This is a genomic window from Pseudomonas kitaguniensis, assembly GCF_009296165.1.
Taxonomy (GTDB): domain Bacteria; phylum Pseudomonadota; class Gammaproteobacteria; order Pseudomonadales; family Pseudomonadaceae; genus Aquipseudomonas; species Aquipseudomonas kitaguniensis.
The window spans coordinates 45,976-63,620 of sequence record NZ_VUAZ01000124.1; the positions used below are offsets into that span (position 1 = coordinate 45,976).

At 61.0% G+C, this 17,645-nt stretch carries 16 protein-coding genes; 7 read left to right on the plus strand and 9 right to left on the minus strand.

Annotation, left to right across the window (positions count from 1 at the left end; genetic code table 11):
- Window positions 1-419: 419 nt before the first annotated feature.
- Entirely contained in the window at window positions 420-1,490 is a 1,071-nt protein-coding gene (mtnA, locus tag F0169_RS20205; RefSeq protein ID WP_058412936.1) for an S-methyl-5-thioribose-1-phosphate isomerase, read from the minus strand.
- Between the two features lie 109 nt (window positions 1,491-1,599).
- Here mtnA and F0169_RS20210 point away from each other — a divergent pair, with 109 nt between their 5' ends.
- The 4 genes from F0169_RS20210 to F0169_RS20225 all read left to right on the plus strand — a co-directional run bounded on the left by F0169_RS20210 (window position 1,600) and on the right by F0169_RS20225 (window position 5,211).
- Entirely contained in the window at window positions 1,600-2,931 is a 1,332-nt protein-coding gene (locus F0169_RS20210; protein WP_152747449.1) for a TRZ/ATZ family hydrolase, read from the plus strand.
- Window positions 2,932-2,994: 63 nt separating this feature from the next.
- Window positions 2,995-3,693 (plus strand): bifunctional 2-polyprenyl-6-hydroxyphenol methylase/3-demethylubiquinol 3-O-methyltransferase UbiG, encoded by a 699-nt coding sequence (ubiG, locus tag F0169_RS20215; RefSeq protein WP_058412938.1) that lies wholly within the window; start codon window positions 2,995-2,997, stop codon window positions 3,691-3,693.
- Window positions 3,694-3,697: 4 nt separating this feature from the next.
- Complete coding sequence (mupP, locus tag F0169_RS20220; RefSeq protein ID WP_058412939.1) at window positions 3,698-4,369, plus strand: N-acetylmuramic acid 6-phosphate phosphatase MupP; 672 nt, start codon at window positions 3,698-3,700, stop codon at window positions 4,367-4,369.
- Window positions 4,370-4,470: 101 nt separating this feature from the next.
- On the plus strand, window positions 4,471-5,211 hold the full coding sequence (locus F0169_RS20225; RefSeq protein ID WP_058412940.1) for a YciK family oxidoreductase: 741 nt from the start codon (window positions 4,471-4,473) through the stop codon (window positions 5,209-5,211).
- A 224-nt stretch (window positions 5,212-5,435) separates the two neighbouring features.
- On the opposite strand, the gene F0169_RS20230 is transcribed toward F0169_RS20225, so the two are convergent.
- Genes F0169_RS20230 through F0169_RS20255 form a run of 6 tightly spaced genes read right to left on the minus strand, consistent with a single transcriptional unit; the run spans window position 5,436 to window position 11,599 of the window.
- Window positions 5,436-6,950, minus strand: a complete 1,515-nt coding sequence (locus F0169_RS20230) for an ABC transporter substrate-binding protein (protein ID WP_152747450.1) — start codon at window positions 6,948-6,950, stop codon at window positions 5,436-5,438.
- Between the two features lie 35 nt (window positions 6,951-6,985).
- A complete protein-coding gene (locus F0169_RS20235; RefSeq protein ID WP_122251419.1) occupies window positions 6,986-7,957 on the minus strand; it encodes an ABC transporter ATP-binding protein in 972 nt (323 codons plus the stop codon).
- On the minus strand, window positions 7,954-8,910 hold the full coding sequence (locus F0169_RS20240; protein ID WP_122251418.1) for an ABC transporter ATP-binding protein: 957 nt from the start codon (window positions 8,908-8,910) through the stop codon (window positions 7,954-7,956). Before F0169_RS20240 ends, F0169_RS20235 begins: the two co-directional genes overlap by 4 nt.
- Window positions 8,907-9,764: an ABC transporter permease gene (locus F0169_RS20245; protein WP_152747451.1), complete on the minus strand. Its 858-nt coding sequence runs from the start codon at window positions 9,762-9,764 to the stop codon at window positions 8,907-8,909. The genes F0169_RS20240 and F0169_RS20245 overlap by 4 nt, the downstream gene beginning before the upstream one ends.
- Window positions 9,761-10,708 (minus strand): ABC transporter permease, encoded by a 948-nt coding sequence (locus F0169_RS20250; protein WP_099238839.1) that lies wholly within the window; start codon window positions 10,706-10,708, stop codon window positions 9,761-9,763. The genes F0169_RS20245 and F0169_RS20250 overlap by 4 nt, the downstream gene beginning before the upstream one ends.
- Window positions 10,709-10,711: 3 nt before the next feature.
- Complete coding sequence (locus F0169_RS20255) at window positions 10,712-11,599, minus strand: proline iminopeptidase-family hydrolase (RefSeq protein ID WP_058412946.1); 888 nt, start codon at window positions 11,597-11,599, stop codon at window positions 10,712-10,714.
- A gap of 183 nt (window positions 11,600-11,782) precedes the next feature.
- Here F0169_RS20255 and F0169_RS20260 point away from each other — a divergent pair, with 183 nt between their 5' ends.
- Both F0169_RS20260 and F0169_RS20265 read left to right on the plus strand, forming a co-directional pair.
- Window positions 11,783-12,547, plus strand: coding sequence for a LuxR family transcriptional regulator (locus tag F0169_RS20260; RefSeq protein WP_152747452.1), 765 nt, complete (start codon window positions 11,783-11,785; stop codon window positions 12,545-12,547).
- Between the two features lie 92 nt (window positions 12,548-12,639).
- Window positions 12,640-13,572 (plus strand): proline iminopeptidase-family hydrolase, encoded by a 933-nt coding sequence (locus F0169_RS20265; RefSeq protein WP_122251414.1) that lies wholly within the window; start codon window positions 12,640-12,642, stop codon window positions 13,570-13,572.
- 184 nt (window positions 13,573-13,756) lie between these two features.
- Here the strand turns inward: F0169_RS20265 and F0169_RS20270 are convergent, their stop codons facing one another.
- Together F0169_RS20270 and punC are read right to left on the minus strand one after the other, a co-directional pair.
- The gene (locus tag F0169_RS20270; RefSeq protein ID WP_152747453.1) at window positions 13,757-15,259 is read right to left on the minus strand and encodes a nucleobase:cation symporter-2 family protein; all 1,503 of its coding nucleotides are present in this window, start codon (window positions 15,257-15,259) and stop codon (window positions 13,757-13,759) included.
- A 105-nt stretch (window positions 15,260-15,364) separates the two neighbouring features.
- A complete protein-coding gene (punC, locus tag F0169_RS20275) occupies window positions 15,365-16,549 on the minus strand; it encodes a purine nucleoside transporter PunC (protein ID WP_152747454.1) in 1,185 nt (394 codons plus the stop codon).
- A gap of 122 nt (window positions 16,550-16,671) precedes the next feature.
- On the opposite strand from punC, the gene punR reads away from it, so the two are divergent.
- Window positions 16,672-17,586, plus strand: coding sequence for a DNA-binding transcriptional activator PunR (gene punR / locus F0169_RS20280; protein ID WP_058415871.1), 915 nt, complete (start codon window positions 16,672-16,674; stop codon window positions 17,584-17,586).
- The last annotated feature ends 59 nt before the right edge of the window (window positions 17,587-17,645 follow it).

Below are 17,645 nucleotides of genomic sequence, written 5' to 3' on the forward strand. Positions count from 1 at the left end.
GAGAAGCCTGATTCCTTTTTCGGGTGAAACCTCGTCACATCCTATGGGACAAACGAAGCTCGCCGCTGCCGGCAGAGTGCCTGACAACGACTTACGACAAATCAACGAGTTATGACACGGATCTGCACGTTACAGGCAACCCCTCGGGGCAGCCCTGGAAACCGCCGGATGTTATCACAATCGCCGCCACGCACCTATCCCCCTGATGCGCATGGAGCATAGTAAGTTGGCAGATAATACGCTTGAGGGCGACGAGAGGGGCTCAGAGGTGGGGTCGTGCGTTTTTTTGGGGGCAGATCCGAAAGGTTTATTGGCCTTAACGGCCTATCGCAGAGCCGCTCCCACATGTTGAATGTGTTCACACATCAAGTGTGGGAGCGGGCTTGCTCGCGATAGCGATTCAACAGGCGCCGCAGCGATCAATGCAAGCGCTTGCGGGACATCAACTTGGCCAATTTGGCCGCATCGGGCCGCTCGACGATGCCTTTTTCAGTCACGATCACATCAATCAGATCGGCCGGGGTGACGTCGAACACCGGGTTATAAGCCGCCACATCCAGGCGCTGCCCCGGTACCTCCAGCAACTCGCCGGCATCACGCTCTTCAAGGGCGACGTCATCGCCAGAGGCGATCAGCAGGTCGAGCGTTGAACTCGGCGCCACCACCATAAAGCGCACGCCATGGTGCATGGCGCAGACAGCCAACTGATAGGTGCCGATCTTGCTGATCACATCACCATTGGCGGCGATGCAGTCGGCACCGACAATCACCCAGGTCACGCCTTTGGTCTTGAGAATATGCGCGCCGGCCGAGTCGGCATTCACCGTGACCGGGATGCCCTCGCCCGCCAGCTCCCAGGCGGTTAACCGCGAACCCTGCAACCACGGGCGGGTTTCATTGGCGTAGACCTGCTCGACCAAACCCTCCAGGAAGGCTGCGCGAATCACCCCGAGGGCCGTACCGACACCGCCCGTGGCCAGGGCACCGGCGTTGCCGTGGGTCAGGATCGCCTGCGGGTTACCCTGATGCTTGCGAATTCGATCGAGCCCAAATTGAGCCATGACGACGTTGGCTTCGCGGTCGCTTTCATGGATAGCGATGGCTTGCGCCTCCAGCACCGCCAGCGGGTCGGCGTGTGGCTTGAGGCGGTCGAGGCGCTCACGCATGCGGTTCAGCGCCCAGAACAGGTTCGCTGCAGTCGGGCGGGCCTCGGCCAGCAGCGCGTAGTCTTCTTCCCACGCAGCCTGCCAGTCACCGCCCTCGGCGAATCGCGCGCGGGCGGCGAGCACCAAGCCATAGGCGGCGCTGATACCGATGGCCGCTGCGCCGCGCACCACCATCGAGCGAATGGCCGCCGCCACGGCCTCGACCGTGGTGCAGACCACCCAGTTTTCCCGGGACGGCAAGGCACGCTGATCCAGCAGGTGCAGTGCGCCATCACGCCAGTCGATGGCCTTCACTTTCTCCGCAGCCAACAGTCGGTCGCGCATCCCTTACCCCGTACTCATGAACAAAAGCGGCCGATTATAGCGATCCGCCAGCCAAGGCGCTCGGGTATACTTCGCGCTTCTTTTATAGTTCCTCGGGAAGAAGCCTGCGATGACCCCCACTGCCGCCCCGCTCGACGTGTTGCTGCTGCCCACCTGGCTGGTACCTGTCGAACCCGCTGGCGTGGTACTCAAGGAGCATGGCCTGGGCATTCGCGATGGGTGCATTGCGTTCATCGGGCCGCGCGCCGCGGCCTTGAAGCTCGCCGCCAACGAGGTGCGCGAGCTGCCGGGCATGCTGCTCAGCCCCGGCCTGATCAACGCCCACGGGCATGCGGCGATGAGCCTGTTTCGCGGCCTGGCCGATGACCTGCCGCTGATGACCTGGCTCGAAAAGCACATCTGGCCCGCCGAGGCCAAGTGGGTCGATGAAGCCTTCGTGCGCGACGGCACTGACCTGGCCATCGCCGAGCAGCTAAAAGGTGGCATCACCTGCTTCAGTGACATGTACTTCTACCCCAAGGTCGCCAGCGACTGCGTACACAATAGCGGCATGCGCGCGCAGATCGCGATCCCTATCCTCGACTTCCCGATTCCCGGCGCGAGCACGGCCGACGAGTCGATTCGCCAGGGCATCGAGCTGTTCGGCGACCTCAAGCACCACCCACGCATCAAAATCACCTTCGGCCCCCACGCGCCGTACACCGTGTGCGATGCCAACCTCGAAAAAATCCGTGTGATCGCCGAAGAACTCGACGCGGCGATTCACATGCACGTGCACGAAACCGCCTCTGAAGTGCAGCAAGCCGTGGAGCAAACCGGTGAGCGCCCACTCGCGCGCCTGGGCCGCCTTGGCTTGCTGGGCCCACGCTTCCAGGCCGTGCACATGACCCAAATCAGCGAGGACGACCTGGCGTTACTGGTAGAAAGCAACACCAGCGTTATTCATTGCCCGGAGTCCAACCTGAAACTCGCCAGCGGCTTCTGCCCGGTGGAGCGTTTGTGGCAGGCAGGGGTCAATGTGGCGATCGGCACCGATGGCGCGGCCAGCAACAATGACCTCGACCTGTTGGGCGAAACCCGTACCGCCGCGATGCTGGCCAAAGCCGTCGCCGGCTCGGCCACAGCCCTCGACGCCCACCGCGCGCTGCGCATGGCTACGCTCAATGGTGCGCGCGCCATGGGCCTGGAAAGCCAGATTGGCTCGTTGGAGGTCGGCAAGGCCGCCGATATGGTGGCGTTTGATTTGTCGGGGCTGGCGCAACAACCGATCTACGACCCGGTCTCACAACTTATATATGCCACCGGACGCGATTGCGTGAAACACCTTTGGGTCGCCGGCAAGCAGTTGCTCGACAACCGGCAATTGACCCGCATGGATGAACCCCAGTTGACCGCCACGGCCATTGCCTGGGGCCAACGCATCAGCGGGCACAGCGAATAACGCAGGTGTTGAAACCACGCTTCGACACCTGCAAACCGATTTATCAGATTTAGAGGATTCACCATGAGCAACGTCGACCACGCCGAAATCGCCAAATTCGAAGCCTTGGCGCACCGCTGGTGGGACCGCGAAAGCGAGTTCAAACCGCTGCACGACATCAACCCGCTGCGGGTCAACTGGATTGACGAACGCGTCAACCTCGCCGGCAAGAAGGTACTCGACGTCGGCTGCGGCGGCGGCATCCTCAGCGAAGCCATGGCCCAGCGCGGCGCCAGCGTAATGGGCATCGACATGGGCGAAGCGCCACTGGCGGTGGCGCAATTGCACCAGTTGGAATCCGGCGTGAACGTTGAGTATCGCCAGATCACCGCCGAAGACCTCGCCATCGAATTGCCGGAACAGTTCGACGTGGTCACGTGCCTCGAAATGCTCGAACACGTGCCAGACCCGTCGTCAGTCATCCGCGCGTGCTTTCGCATGGTCAAGCCGGGCGGCCAAGTGTTCTTTTCTACCATCAACCGCAACCCCAAGGCTTACCTGTTCGCGATCATCGGCGCTGAATACATCATGAAGTTGCTGCCGCGCGGCACGCATGACTTCAAAAAATTCATCCGCCCAAGCGAGCTGGGCGCCTGGAGCCGTCAGGCCGGGCTGACCGTCAAAGACATCATCGGCCTGACCTACAACCCGCTGACCAAGCATTACAAGCTGGCCAGCGACGTTGACGTCAACTACATGATCCAGACCCTGCGCGAGGAGTAAGCCTGTGAAGTTGCGAGCGGTTCTCTTCGATATGGACGGTACGCTACTCGACACCGCGCCGGACTTTATCGCGATCTGCCAGGCCATGCGTGCAGACCGTGGCCTGGCGCCGATCAACGACCAGCACATCCGCGATGAAATCTCCGGCGGCGCACGCGCAATGGTTGCCGTGACCTTCTCGATGGACCCGGAGTCACCCGGCTTTGAAGCGCTGCGCGAGGAGTTTCTGGAGCGTTACCTCAAAGGCTGCGCGATCCACAGCAAGCTGTTCGACGGCATGGCCGAGTTGCTCGAAGACATCGAGAAAGCCAACCTGGTCTGGGGCGTGGTCACCAACAAGCCGCTGCGTTTTGCCGAGCCGATCATGCAGCAGTTGGGCCTGGCCGAGCGCTCGGCGCTGTTGATTTGCCCTGATCACGTGAAGAACAGCAAGCCCGACCCGGAGCCGCTGATTCTGGCGTGCAAAATGCTCGGCCTCGACCCGGCCAGCGTGTTGTTCGTGGGCGATGACCTGCGCGACATCGAGTCCGGTCGCGACGCCGGCACCCGCACCGCAGCGGTGACTTTTGGCTACATCCACCCGGACGACAACCCGCGCCACTGGGGCGCCGATGTGGTGGTGGACCACCCGCTGGAACTGCGCAAGGTGCTGGATAACGCACTGTGCAGTTGCTGAGTGCTCACGGGGCTTAATGACAGATGAAGATCCCCCACAGGGGATTCGTAGTGTTTTCAAGTTCGTTGCTGGCAACCCACTGAGTTTTGTCGAGGTTATGTATGTTTGATTACTCCGCACGTCCAGAACTGCTCAAAGGCCGGGTGATTCTGGTGACCGGTGCCGGGCGCGGGATTGGCGCGGCGGCGGCGAAAACCTATGCCGCGCATGGCGCCACCGTGCTGTTGCTGGGCAAGACCGAGGCCAACCTGGCTCAGGTGTATGACGAGATCGAAGCGGCCGGCCAGCCACAACCGGTGGTGATTCCATTCAACCTGGAGACCGCCCTGCCGCATCAATATGATGAACTGGCAGCGATGATCGAAAAGGCCTTCGGCCGCCTCGACGGCCTGCTGCACAACGCCTCGATCATCGGCCCACGCACGCCGATCGAGCAGTTGTCCGGTGAGAATTTCATGCGGGTGATGCACGTCAACGTCAACGCGATGTTCATGCTGACCAACACCTTGCTGCCGCTGCTCAAGCTGTCTCAGGATGCGTCGGTGGTGTTCACCTCCAGCAGCGTCGGGCGCAAGGGCCGTGCGTATTGGGGCGCTTATGGCGTGTCGAAGTTTGCCACCGAAGGCCTGATGCAAACCCTGGCCGATGAGCTGGACGAGGTGGCGTCGGTTCGCGCCAACAGCATCAATCCGGGTGGCACACGCACCAGCATGCGCGCCCAGGCGTACCCCGGTGAAAACCCGATGGAAAGGCCGGCGCCGGAAGAGATCATGCCGGTGTACCTGTACCTGATGGGGCCGGACAGCACCGGCATCAATGGGCAGGCGTTTGATGCGCAATAAAAACTGACACAGCGCTCATCAAACGACAAATAAGCTATTCCCTGTGGGCGCGGGCTTGCTCGCGATTACGCTGTGCCAAATAAGTATTTTTTCAACTGACACAGCGCAATCGCGAGCAAGCCCGCTCCCACAAAAAGCAGACGTGCTGAGTATGCAAAAGTCGCTTTTGATCTGATAAGCGCCGCGTTAAACCGGGATGGCCGTATTGCAGCGCTGTTGGGATCTTAGTTTTTGACCACGTCTTCCAGGGTGAAACGGCCCAATGGGTTCTGCAGGAAATTGCTCACATTCTTGCGAGAGATGTTGATGTAGGGGCTGTAGTACAAGTCGATCCAGTTCACGTCCTGTTTCGCCAGTTTCTGCAGCTCGACATACATCTGCTCACGCTTCACCGGGTCGGCCTCGATGCGTGCCGCCGTCACCAGCGCCTTGACCTTGTCGTTCTTGTAACGGGTCATGTAGTTCTGGTTGGTGTCGTGGCCCAACACGAAGGTGGTCTTCTGGTCCGGGTCGAGAATATCGTTGGTCCAGTACATCACCGAAATATCGTACTCACCGTCCACCAGCATCTGCCAGCTTTGGGTCGGGTCAACCTTCTGCAAGTTGGCGGTTACGCCGACCTTGGCCAACTGGTCCTTGATGATCACCGCAATCTGCTCGTCGGCCTCGTTGCCGGCGTTAACCACGTAGTTGAGCTTCAAGTCCTGCGCACCGGCAGCGGCCAACAGCTTCTTGGCGGCCGCGGGGTCATACGGGCGTTGCAGGTTGTTGGCGTAGTGGTACAGCGAACCTTTGGGAATGTAGGAATAGGCCACGGTGCCCTGACCGTACGTGGCGGTCTTGACCAGCGATTGTTTGTCGATGGCCATGTCCAACGCTTCACGCACTTCCTGTTTGGCCAGCAGGCCATGGGCGTGGTTGATCAGCAAGTGGTCTTCACGGGTGGACGGGTCGGCGTGGATCACCACGTTCTGGTCTTTTTTCAGCTCTTCTACACGCGAAAACGGTACAAAGATCGCTGTGTCGAGTTCGTTGTTCTGCACCATACGCATGCGCGTATTGTCGTCGGTCACCGACACCCATTCCACGCCATCCAGGCTCACGTTCTTGGCCTGCCAGAAGTTCGGGTTCTTCTTGAGGATGACGCGGTCACCCTTGCGCCATTCCTCCACGGTAAACGCGCCGGAGGTCACCGGGTTTTCCGAGTAGGCGTCTTCGCCCATCTTGGTCATGGCTTTTTCCGACAGGATCGACACCGTCGGCGAGGCCAATTGCGAGAGGAACGCCACTGCCGGGGTTTTCAGGGTGACCACCAGGGTTTGCGGGTCGCTGGCCATCGCGGTGCTGATCAGGCTGAACGGGTCGCTCCACAGCGAGGCCTTGTTGTCGCGGATACGCAACAGGCTGAACGCGGCGTCTTCGGCGGTAATCGGCGAACCGTCGGAGAACTTCGCATCGCGCAGTTTAAAGGTGTAGGTCAGGCCGTCCGCAGAAATCTCCCAGCTTTGTGCCAGGCCCGGTTCCATCTTCGTGCCCAGGTTGTCCACGCGTACCAGCGTGTCGTAGACGTTGGCGAACACCCATGTGTCGCGGTTCTGCGCACTTTTGATCGGGTCAAAGGTGGTGCTGTCTTCACGGCAACCGATGGTCAACACGCCGGCGGCGTTCGCCAACCCGGCGGTGAGCGACCAGGCGGTCAATGTAACGGCGGCGAGCAATTTCAAGTGACGGGATTGCATGTCATAACTCCTTGTCTATGAATGGCAGAAATGGGTCAAAGCAAAGGCTCTTCAAGCACGCAACTGTACCGATGCTCGTGCAGGAAATGGGTCGGCGGCAACACCACGGAACACATGCTCCGGGCGTGTCGGCAGCGTGGGTGAAAGGCGCAGCCTGTGGGCAAATTCAGCGGGCTCGGCGGCTCACCGGGCAATGGCTGCGCAGGCAAGCGCCGGTGTGGGTCGATCTCGGGAATCGCTTCGATCAACGCTGCCGTATACGGATGGCGCGGTGCGGTAAATACCGCCTCCACCGGCCCCTCTTCAACAATTTTGCCCAAGTACATCACCGCCACGCGGTCGCACAGGCGACGCACGATAGCCAAGTCATGCGCGATAAACAGGATGGCCAGGTTCATGCGCTGTTGCAGTTCCAGCAACAGGTTGATGATCTGGCCCTGGATCGACACGTCCAGCGCCGCCACGCATTCATCGGCAATGATCAAGCGCGGCTCCACCGCCAGCGCCCGCGCGATGCCGACGCGCTGGCACTGGCCGCCGCTCAGGGAGCCGGGTTTGCGGCTGGCCAACTCAGGGCGCAGGCCCACCAATTCGAGCAGCTCAACCACGCGGGCGGGGATTTGCTGCGGGGCGACTTTGCGCTGTACGCGTAATACTTCGGCGAGGGTTTCACCCAGAGTCTGGCGCGGGTTCAGCGCCGCATACGGGTCCTGGAAAATCATCGCAGTTTCGTGGCGCAGGCGGGCGATATCGATGCTGCTGCCGTGGGCCATGTCGACACCGTCAAACAACACTTGCCCGGCGCTGATCGGGTTGAGGTGCAAAATCGCTCGACCGAGGGTGCTTTTGCCGCTGCCGGACTCACCGACCAACCCCAGGGTTTGACCCGCCGCGAGGTTCAGCGACACACCGTTGACCGCCCTCACCCACTGTTTGTTGAGGCCGAACAGGCCGCTGCCGGACGCCGCAAAACGCACCTCAAGGTCCTTGATCTGCAACAGGCTCATGGGCGAACTCCCAAGGGATAGTGGCAGGCCACCCGCGCGCCTTCCGGCAGCAGCTCGGTGCACACAGCGCCGACGTGCGGGCAGCGCGGGCTGAAGCGGCAACCGGCGGGCAGCGCATCCAGCAACGGCGGCTGGCCGGCAATCGTGCGCAGCAAGGCGTGGCCGCTGCTGTGCGCGGGCTGGCAATCGATCAGGCCCGCGGTGTACGGGTGTTGCGGATGCGCCAGCAGCGCATACTTGCTGCCGTGTTCGCACAGGCGCCCGGCGTACATCACCGCGATGGAGTCGCAGGTTTGTGCGACCACGCCGAGGTCGTGGGTGATCATGATGATCGACAGGCCGCGCTGGTCGCGCAGGTCCAGCAACAGGCGCAGGATTTGCGCCTGCACCGTCACATCCAGCGCCGTGGTCGGCTCGTCGGCAATCAGCACTTTCGGGTTGCAGCCCAGCGCGACGGCGATCATCGCGCGTTGGCGCATGCCGCCGGAGAACTCGTGCGGGTAGTTATCGACACGCGCCTTGGGGTCGGGTATGCCGACCTGGCGCAGCACTTCGATGGCGTGCAGGCGCGCGTCTTTTTTCGACACGCCTTGGTGCAGGCGAATGCCCTCGGCGATCTGTTCGCCGATGCGCATCAGCGGGTCGAGATGGCTGCTGGGGTTCTGGAAGATCATGCCCAGTTGCCCGCCACGCACAGCGCGCATGCCGGCATCGCTGAGTGGCAGCAAATCCTGACCGGCCAGCCGCACCGCGCCGCCCTGCACGCGCAGATTGGGCGACGGCAGCAAGCGCATCAGCCCGCGACAGGCCATGGTTTTGCCCGAGCCGCTCTCGCCCACCAGGCCAAGGATTTCACCTTCGGCGAGGTCGAAGGACACCCGGTCCACCAGGGTCACATCGCGCCCGCTGTTGTTGGCAATCACGCTCAGGTCGCGCACTTCAAGCAGACTCATGAGCGGTCCCCCAGCACTTGCGCCACACCGTCGGCAAGCAGGCTGAACCCCATGGCCAGGGTCACAATCGCCAGGCCGGGAAAGGTGCAGATCCACCACGCGGTGGTGATGAACGCCTGACCTTCGGCGACCATCGTGCCCCACTCGGCAGTCGGCGGTTGCACGCCCAGGCCAAGGTAGCTCACGGCGGCGCCATTGAGCAGCACCAGCACCGCGTCAGACATGGAAAACACAATCGAGCCGAACAGGGCGTTCGGCAACAAGTGCCGGAATAAAATGCGCCCATGGCCAAAACCCAGGCTCTTGGCCGCCAGCGCGAAGTCGCTTTCCTTGAGCACCAGGATTTGCGAGCGGATCAGCCGCGCATACGACACCCACCCGACCAACGCCATGGCGATATAAAAGCTCTTCAAGCCCGGCCCGAGGATGGCCATGATCGCCAGCATCAACACCAGGAACGGGAAGGCCAGGATCACGTCGATCACGCGCATGCAAACGCTGTCGAAACGCCCGCCGATGTAGCCCGAGACCGCACCGACAAAGGTGCCGATCATGAACGGGAAGATCACGCCAATGATGGCCAGTTGCAGGTCAACCCGCGCGCCCCAGATCACCCTGGAAAGAATATCCCGGCCGTAGTTATCCGTGCCAAATGGGTGGGCCAGGCTGGGTGCCAATAAATTCAAATCGGTGTGTTGGGCAATCGGGTCATACGGCGCAAGCCACGGCGCGAACAGCGCCAGGACGAACCACGCCGACAGGATCAACACGCCCCACGCGGCGGTCAGGCGGCCGTTGCGAAACCCAAAGCGCAGGCGCAAACGCCACGGGGCAATCAGCGGTCGGCTGCTCATTGCATCTTCACCCGTGGGTCGAGCGCTACCGTCGCCACGTCGGCGACAAAGTTGACCACCACCGTCGCGCAGGCCAACACCATGGCCACGCCCTGCACCACCATGTAATCGCGGGTAAAGATGCCGCGCACCAGCAACTGGCCGATGCCGGGAATCGCGAACAGGCTTTCAATCACCACGGTGCCGCTGATCAGCCACCCAATGTTCACCGCCAACAGGTTAACCGCCGGCACCAGCGAGTTGGGCAACACATGGCGACGGAACACGGCAGCCTCCGATAACCCGCGCGCACGGGCGGCGGTGACGTGATCGGCCTGCAACTCCATCAACATGCTCGCGCGCAGGTTGCGCACCAGCACCGCCGACAGCGCGAGGGCGATGGTCAAACACGGCAGCACCATGTGGTGAGCCTTATCGACGAGGGTGCGCCCGTAGCCGGACACCGGGAACAGGCCCCATTGCACACTCAGCAACAAAATCAACATCAGGCCCAGCCAGAACGCCGGCATGCCCAGCCCGACCGTGGTGAACAACCGAATCAGCGTATCCGCCCAGCGGCCTTTATTGCGCGCCGCCAGCGTTGCCAGCGGCACCGCGATCAACAGCGCCAGCAGCACACTGCCGAGCACCAGCACCAGGGTCGGCTCGATGCGCGTGACGATCAGCTTCAGCGCGTCAACCTTGTACAGCAACGATTGGCCGAGGTCGCCTTTAAGCAGGTTTTTGAGGAAGTAAAAATATTGCAGCCACAACGGCTGATCAAGGCCGTATTGGGCGCGAATTTTCAGCAACGCGTCTGGCGTGCTGCGCGAGCCCAACAGCGCACGCGCCGGGTCGCCGGGGATGGAACGCACCAGCACAAAGGTAATCAGGCTGATGCCAAACAGCACCGGCAGCAATTGCAGCGGCCGGGAAAGTACAAATCGGTAACGCGCCAGGTTCATCCGTCAGCCCCGGTGGCGAGCGAGAAAGTCCAGCAGCACGGGGAAGTACGCCTGGGGCTCCTCATAAAACGGCATGTGGCTGCTGTTCGGGAACACGTGTAACTCGGCGTGTTTGGCGGCAAGTTTCATGCGCAGGGCGCAAGCGGGCGTGAGTTCATCGTGCTGGCCGGTGGTGATCAGTATCGGCATGGTGAACGCGGCCATCTCGGCGAGACGGTTCCAATCCTTGAGATTACCGATATAAAGGAACTCGTTCGGGCCTTGCATGGTTTCGTAAGGCCCCATGTTCCAGTCGCCGAGCGAGCGTTTGACCGGCTCGGGCCATTCGTCCAAGCGGCAAACGTGGCGGTAGTTGAGCAAGGTAATCGCGGCTTGATACTGCGGGTGATCGAGGGTGCCCATGGCTTCGTGGCGCTGCATCATGGCCACGGTTTCACTGCCGAGGGCGCCGCGCAAGCGTTGGAGTTCTTGAGACAGGTGCGGAATGTCGCCAACGGTGTTTTCGAGGATCAGGCTTTTCAGCGCGTCGGGGTAATGGATGGCGTATTCGATGCCCAGCCAACCGCCCCAGGAATGCCCCAGCAGGTGCACGCGGCCGAGGTTCAGGGCTTGGCGTACGCGCTCGACTTCTTCGACATAACGACTGATTTCCCACAGCGAAACGTCGGTCGGTCTGGCTGATGCGCCGGTGCCAAGCTGGTCAAATGCAACCACTCGCAGGTTATGCGCTTTGAGCCAGCCATGGGCGTCGCGCAAGTAGTCACACGGCAGGCCTGGGCCGCCATTGAGACACAAGAGCACCTCATCGCCTTCGCCGAAGCTGTAGACCACGAGGTTATGGCCGTCGACTTGCACGTTGTACTGCTGGTCGGGGTCAATTTCACGCCACATGCATACATTCCTTGTGTTGTATCGGCCTGGCAGGCAGCGGCCGTTTATCAGGCCAACATTACCGAGGATGCCGTGCGTCCATAACCTAGTATTTCTTATAGGTTTAGCCTGGCAGTCCTTCGCCGGGGCGTGGCATTCTACGTGCCGCACGTCGAGATTCAAATGAATTCGGGAGCAGAACGGATGCTGGCCAAACTAACTGCCTTGAATAACCCTCTGACACCGGGCAGGAGCCTGGATGAGCAGATGGACCATACGTTTATTCTGGCCCAGCAGCTTGGTTTTGATGCGCTGGTGTACGACTACACCCCGGTGCCCATCGACCAGGACGGCTCACTGATCACGCCCTCGGTGCTCGAACTGCGCAACACGCCGCCCGATTGGCACGCCTTATGGTGCAGCGAAGGTTTTTACCAGATCGACCCGGTGCAACACCTCGCGCTGAGCACGGTGTCGCCATTCGTGTGGTCCTACGACGCCAACGCCCAGACCGCGCTGCAAGACATCATTGATCCGTGCCATGCGCCGGTGTCTTCCTACCTGCATGAGCGCCACCTGACCTGCGGCGTCAGCGTGCCGATTCACCTGCCGCGCGGCGGCTTCGCTTCGCTGACCGGCCTGCGCACCGGCAAGGCGAGTACCGTATTGAAGGACGCCCGGCATACCCTGGTCGATTTCAGCCTGATTACGCACGCCCTGCAGGAAGCGCTGTACCCGTTATTCAGCAAAGAACTGCGCACTTACCCGCATATTCGTCTGACCAAGCGCGAGCGCGAGTGCCTGAAATGGGCCGCCGAAGGTTTAACCGCCGCCGAAATCGCCACGCAGTTGAGCCGCTCACTGGCAGTGGTCACCCTGCACCTGGCGTCGGCGATGCACAAACTGGGCGCCAAAAACCGCGTTCAAGCGGTAGTTCGCGCCACCCACTACCGCTTGCTTGAAGAGTGAGCTGTCGGAAAAACCTAGCTGTTTTGCTAGTTACTTAAACTTCGCATGCCGACTATCGTACTCATGATCCTTTTTTCAGAGCAGGGTACGAAATGGAATTCTTCGAGAAAGTCACCGAAGGCTATGCGGTGTTCGGCGCGTACCAGACCTGGTACCGCGTTACCGGCGACCTGAGCAGCGGCCGTACACCGTTGGTGATCATCCACGGCGGCCCCGGCTGCACGCATGATTATGTTGACGCCTTCAAGGATGTCGCAGCCAGCGGCCACGCGGTTATTCACTACGACCAGTTGGGTAATGGCCGCTCCACGCACTTGCCGGGTAAGCCCGCGTCTTTTTGGACTATCGCGCTGTTCCTCGACGAGTTGAACAACCTGCTCGACCATCTGCAAATCAGCGATAACTACGCGATCCTTGGCCAATCCTGGGGCGGCATGCTCGGCAGCGAGCACGCGATTCTCCAACCCAAGGGCCTGCGCGCGTTTATCCCGGCGAACTCGCCGACGTGCATGCGCACATGGGTCAGCGAAGCCAACCGCTTGCGCAAATTGCTACCCGAAGGCGTGCATGAAACCCTTCTTAAGCATGAGGCCGCGGGCACCTATCAAGACCCGGAATACCTTGCCGCCTCGCGGGTTTTTTATGACCAGCACGTGTGTCGGGTCAACCCGTGGCCCGAAAGCGTAGCGCGCACGTTTGCCCAAGTGGATGCAGACCCGACGGTGTACCACGCGATGAGCGGCCCGACGGAGTTTCACGTCATTGGCAGTTTGAAAGACTGGAACGTGATTGGCCGGCTGTCGGCGATCAATGTGCCGACCCTGGTGATCTCTGGCCGCCACGACGAGGCCACGCCGTTGGTGGTCAAGCCGTTCCTGGATGAAATCGCAGAGGTGCGCTGGGCGTTGTTTGAGGACTCCAGCCACATGCCGCACGTGGAAGAACGCCAAGCGTGCATGGGCACGGTGGTGAAGTTTCTGGATGAGGCGTGTTCGTTGCCGCGTGAGCAACTCAAGGCAGGCTAACGGGGCGTCTCTCACGGCCCAATCTCACCAGCCGAACTCGGTCAACTGTGGGAGCGGGCTTGCCCGCGATGGCATCAACTGGGTATGCCTGAATTAACCAGGCGCCTGTATCGCGAGCAAGCCCGCTCCCACAGAAAGCAAATCTGCTGCGTATGTTGGTCCGGGTTCGTGGGCAACCCACCGTTCAAACCTCAGTGGTTTCAGGCCTTGCAGTTTTGCGCGGCACGTCTGCGATCAGAGGAATCTCATTACCTTCAGCGTCAAACAACTTCCCCCCGCTGAAGTAATCCCCGTCCCGCAACGCCGCCACATCGTGGAAGCACAAGCTGCGCTCAGTCCCCGCCACAAACACCGACTGCTGATCCGAATTGCCCACGGTAAAGTGGTTAAACGCCAGGTTCAGCATAATCGCCATAATCGCCGATGAACTGATACCCGAGTGGAAAATGGTCGCGAACCACCCTGGAAAGTGATCGTAAAAATTCGGTGCAGCAATAGGAATCATGCCGAAACCAATGCTCGTCGCAACGATGATCAGGTTCATGTTGTTGCGGTAATCGACCTTCGACAACGTGCGAATGCCGCTGGCCGCCACCGTGCCGAACAGCACAATACCGGCACCACCCAGCACCGATGTGGGCACAGCCGCAATCACCCGCCCCATGAAAGGCAGCAGGCCAAGAACCACCAGGAACACCCCGCCGGTCGCCACCACAAACCGGCTCTTTACACCCGTCACCGCCACCAATCCAACGTTTTGGGCGAACGCGCTCTGGGTGAACGACCCGAAAATCGGCGCGAACAGGCTCGACAGCATGTCGGCGCGCAGGCCGTTGCCCAAGCGTTTGGAGTCGACTTTGGTGTGGATGATCTCGCCCACCGCCAGAATGTCCGCCGAGGTTTCGACCAGCGTCACCATCACCACGATGCACATGGAAATGATCGCCGCCGCATGGAAGGTGGGCACGCCGAAATGAAAGGGTGCCGGGAAACCCAACATCGGCCCTTGAGCCACACCGGAGAAATCCGCCATGCCAAGCAACACCGCGATCACGGTGCCGATCACCATGGCCAGCAAGATCGACAAACGCGAAATGCTCGCGCTGCCGATCTTGCTCAGCAGCAATACCAGCACCAGGGTCAGTGCGGCCAGGCCGATATTGGCCATGCTGCCAAAGTCCGCGGCGCGGCTGTTGCCGCCCATCGCCCAACGCGCTGCCACGGGCATCAGGGTCAAGCCGATGGTGGTGATCACGATACCGGTCACCAACGGCGGGAAAAATTGGGTAATCCGCGAGAACACCGGCGTGATCAACAGCCCGATAAAAGACGCGGCCATCACCGCGCCGAAAATCGCCGGCAGCCCACCGGCGCCATCGTTGCCGACAATCGCCACCATGGTCGCCACGCCCGCAAACGACACGCCCTGCACCAGCGGCAACTGGCAGCCAAAAAACGGCAGGCCAAGGGTTTGCAGCAACGTCGCCAGGCCACCGGCAAACAGTGACGCCGCAATCAACAGGCCAATATCCGCCGGCGCCAACCCGGCCGCCTGGCCGACGATCAACGGCACGGCAACGATGCCGCCGTACATGGTGAGCACATGTTGCAGACCGTAAGCCAGGTTGGCGGCGATGCCCAGATTCTCATCTTCCGGCCGCTGCGGTGACGCCTTCGGGATAATCATGGTGAGGGGTTCTCTGTTTTTGTTGTGCCCTCACTGTATTCAATGTTGAGACTTAATGTCCATAGAGTTGTATACAATCAATCGAACAAGGTGCAGTTATTCAGTTCAGACGCGTGCCCATTTGGAACGCGCAGCCCGCGGCCGGGCCAGCCAGTAACCCAGCACGGCCAGGGGCGCGGTCGCAAGCATGACAATCACGGTAACCTGCAGCGGCTGCTCGATCATCGACGACACCAACGCGCTGCTGAGAAAGCACAAGCCCAGTTGCAGAGTGTTTTGCAACGCCGCCGCCTTGCCGGAATTTTCCGCGAACGGCATCAGCGCATTCGCCACCACGATGGGGTAGCTGGCGCCGTTGACCAGGGCCATCAAACAGAACGGAATCAGCAAGGTGGTCAGGGTCGGCACGCTCAACGTGGCGACCAAATACAGCGCGAGCATGCTGATGCAATAGGCGACCAGTAACCACGGCAGCAAGGTTTTTCCCTGATAATGCTGCAACGCGCTGCGGCAGCTATAGCCGCCGACCAAGAAGGCCAGGGTCGGCAGCACGTAGCTCAGGCCGATGTCGTTCGGGCTGTAACCCATGTCGCCCAGGATGAACGGCGAAGCGGTCAGCCAGGCGAAGAAACTCGCGGAGCATGCGGCGAAGATCATCACGTTGCCGCTGAACACGCGAGACGTCAGCAATTGCGCGTAACCGAGGCGCGTGGCTTCGCCCGGCTGGGCCTGAGGTTTGGGCATCTTGCGCAGGAACAATGTGGGGAGCAGCAACAGCAGCGACACACCCAGCAACACGCCGAAGATGGCTTGCCAGCCAAAGTGATTCAACACCATCGCACCCAGTAACGGGGCCAGCGCCGGTGACAGCGACATCAACGGCATGATGCTGGCGAACACACGATGGGCCTTGTCGGCTGGGTAGCGGTCAATCACCAACGCTTGCCAACTGACGGCGGCGGAACACACGCCAATCGCCTGGATAAAACGCAATGCCAGCAGTTGCGGCGCGGTCTCGACCCAGAACATGCCCAAGCAGCCCAGCACAAACAGGCTCAGGCCCATCAGCAGGATCGGCTTGCGCCCCAGGCGGTCGGATAACGGCCCCCACACCAACTGCCCCACGGCAAAACCTGCCAGGAAAACACTCAAGCTGGCGCCCACGGCGCTCGCACTGATCTGCAACTGCTCGCCCATGGCGCCGAACGCGGGCAAGTACATGTCCATGGCCAGATAACCGAGCATGCTCAGCCCAGCCAAATACCAGGTAAAACCAAAAGAATTTTTCATTGAAGCCTTGTGAATTTTGCCATCAAACTATTTGCTGACTAGCGCCCATTATGAAGCTGACATTTTTGCTGTGAAGCGATAATAATTGGACACTCTTATCAAATATTTTGAAGGCACACGCAATGTGGTCCGAATACTCACTGGATGTGGTTGATGCGGTGGCGCGCCATGGCAGCTTCAGCGCGGCCGCCCAGGAACTGCACCGCGTGCCGTCGGCCATCAGCTATACGGTGCGTCAGCTTGAGGAATGGCTGGCCGTGCCGCTGTTTGTGCGCAGGCATCGCGACGTCGAACTGACACCTGCCGGCCGGCTGTTTATAGACGAGGCCCGCGGCGTGATGAAAAAAATGCTCGGCGCACGGCGCTTATGCCAACAGGTGGCAAATGGTTGGAGCGGCCAGTTGAAAGTGGCCGTGGACTCCATCGTCAAACCGCAGCGCTGTCGGCAGTTGGTGCTGGATTTTTATCGGCAGTTTCCCGAGGTGGAACTGCTGCTGGAATACGAGGTGTACAACGGCGTGTGGGACGCCCTGGCGGATGAACGCACCGACATCGTCATCGGCGCCACCAGCGCGGTGCCGGTCGCCAGCCACTTCACGTTTCGTGACATGGGCTTGCTGAATTGGCTGTGTGTGGTCAGTGCGAAACATCCGCTGGCGGCGATGGAGGGCTTGCTGAATGACGACCAACTGCGCCCGTTCGCCTCGCTGTGCATGACCGACACCTCACGCAACCTGCCCAAACGCGACACTTGGACCCTGGACAACCAGCGCCGGCTGGTGGTGCCCAACTGGGCGTCGGCGATTGATTGCCTGCGCGACGGCCTGTGCGTCGGCATGGCGCCTGCGCATCAGGTGTTGCCGTGGATAGAACGCGGCGAGTTGGTGGCGCTGCAATTGAGCCGGCCGTTCCCGGCCAGCCCGTCGTGCGTGGCGTGGGCACAGAACAAACTGTCCCCGGCCATGGCCTGGTTGCTGGAGTACTTGGGCGATACCGACACCCTGAACCAGGAATGGCTGAATGGACCTGCCCTGTGAAGATGAGAGCAATGTGTGTCAGTCAACCAATGCAGTGGCTCCCACACCGCTATCGGGAG

What these genes read in the sequence shown, in the direction of transcription:
- F0169_RS20270 (WP_152747453.1), bottom strand. Translation starts at nt 15,259, where the DNA reads ATGATTATCCCGAAGGCGTCACCGCAGCGGCCGGAAGATGAGAATCTG.
- F0169_RS20260 (WP_152747452.1), top strand. Translation starts at nt 11,783, where the DNA reads ATGCTGGCCAAACTAACTGCCTTGAATAACCCTCTGACACCGGGCAGG.
- F0169_RS20250 (WP_099238839.1), bottom strand. Translation starts at nt 10,708, where the DNA reads ATGAACCTGGCGCGTTACCGATTTGTACTTTCCCGGCCGCTGCAATTG.
- F0169_RS20210 (WP_152747449.1), top strand. Translation starts at nt 1,600, where the DNA reads ATGACCCCCACTGCCGCCCCGCTCGACGTGTTGCTGCTGCCCACCTGG.
- F0169_RS20235 (WP_122251419.1), bottom strand. Translation starts at nt 7,957, where the DNA reads ATGAGCCTGTTGCAGATCAAGGACCTTGAGGTGCGTTTTGCGGCGTCC.
- F0169_RS20230 (WP_152747450.1), bottom strand. Translation starts at nt 6,950, where the DNA reads ATGCAATCCCGTCACTTGAAATTGCTCGCCGCCGTTACATTGACCGCC.
- F0169_RS20245 (WP_152747451.1), bottom strand. Translation starts at nt 9,764, where the DNA reads ATGAGCAGCCGACCGCTGATTGCCCCGTGGCGTTTGCGCCTGCGCTTT.
- mtnA (WP_058412936.1), bottom strand. Translation starts at nt 1,490, where the DNA reads ATGCGCGACCGACTGTTGGCTGCGGAGAAAGTGAAGGCCATCGACTGG.
- F0169_RS20240 (WP_122251418.1), bottom strand. Translation starts at nt 8,910, where the DNA reads ATGAGTCTGCTTGAAGTGCGCGACCTGAGCGTGATTGCCAACAACAGC.
- F0169_RS20265 (WP_122251414.1), top strand. Translation starts at nt 12,640, where the DNA reads ATGGAATTCTTCGAGAAAGTCACCGAAGGCTATGCGGTGTTCGGCGCG.
- punC (WP_152747454.1), bottom strand. Translation starts at nt 16,549, where the DNA reads ATGAAAAATTCTTTTGGTTTTACCTGGTATTTGGCTGGGCTGAGCATG.
- F0169_RS20225 (WP_058412940.1), top strand. Translation starts at nt 4,471, where the DNA reads ATGTTTGATTACTCCGCACGTCCAGAACTGCTCAAAGGCCGGGTGATT.
- punR (WP_058415871.1), top strand. Translation starts at nt 16,672, where the DNA reads ATGTGGTCCGAATACTCACTGGATGTGGTTGATGCGGTGGCGCGCCAT.
- ubiG (WP_058412938.1), top strand. Translation starts at nt 2,995, where the DNA reads ATGAGCAACGTCGACCACGCCGAAATCGCCAAATTCGAAGCCTTGGCG.
- F0169_RS20255 (WP_058412946.1), bottom strand. Translation starts at nt 11,599, where the DNA reads ATGTGGCGTGAAATTGACCCCGACCAGCAGTACAACGTGCAAGTCGAC.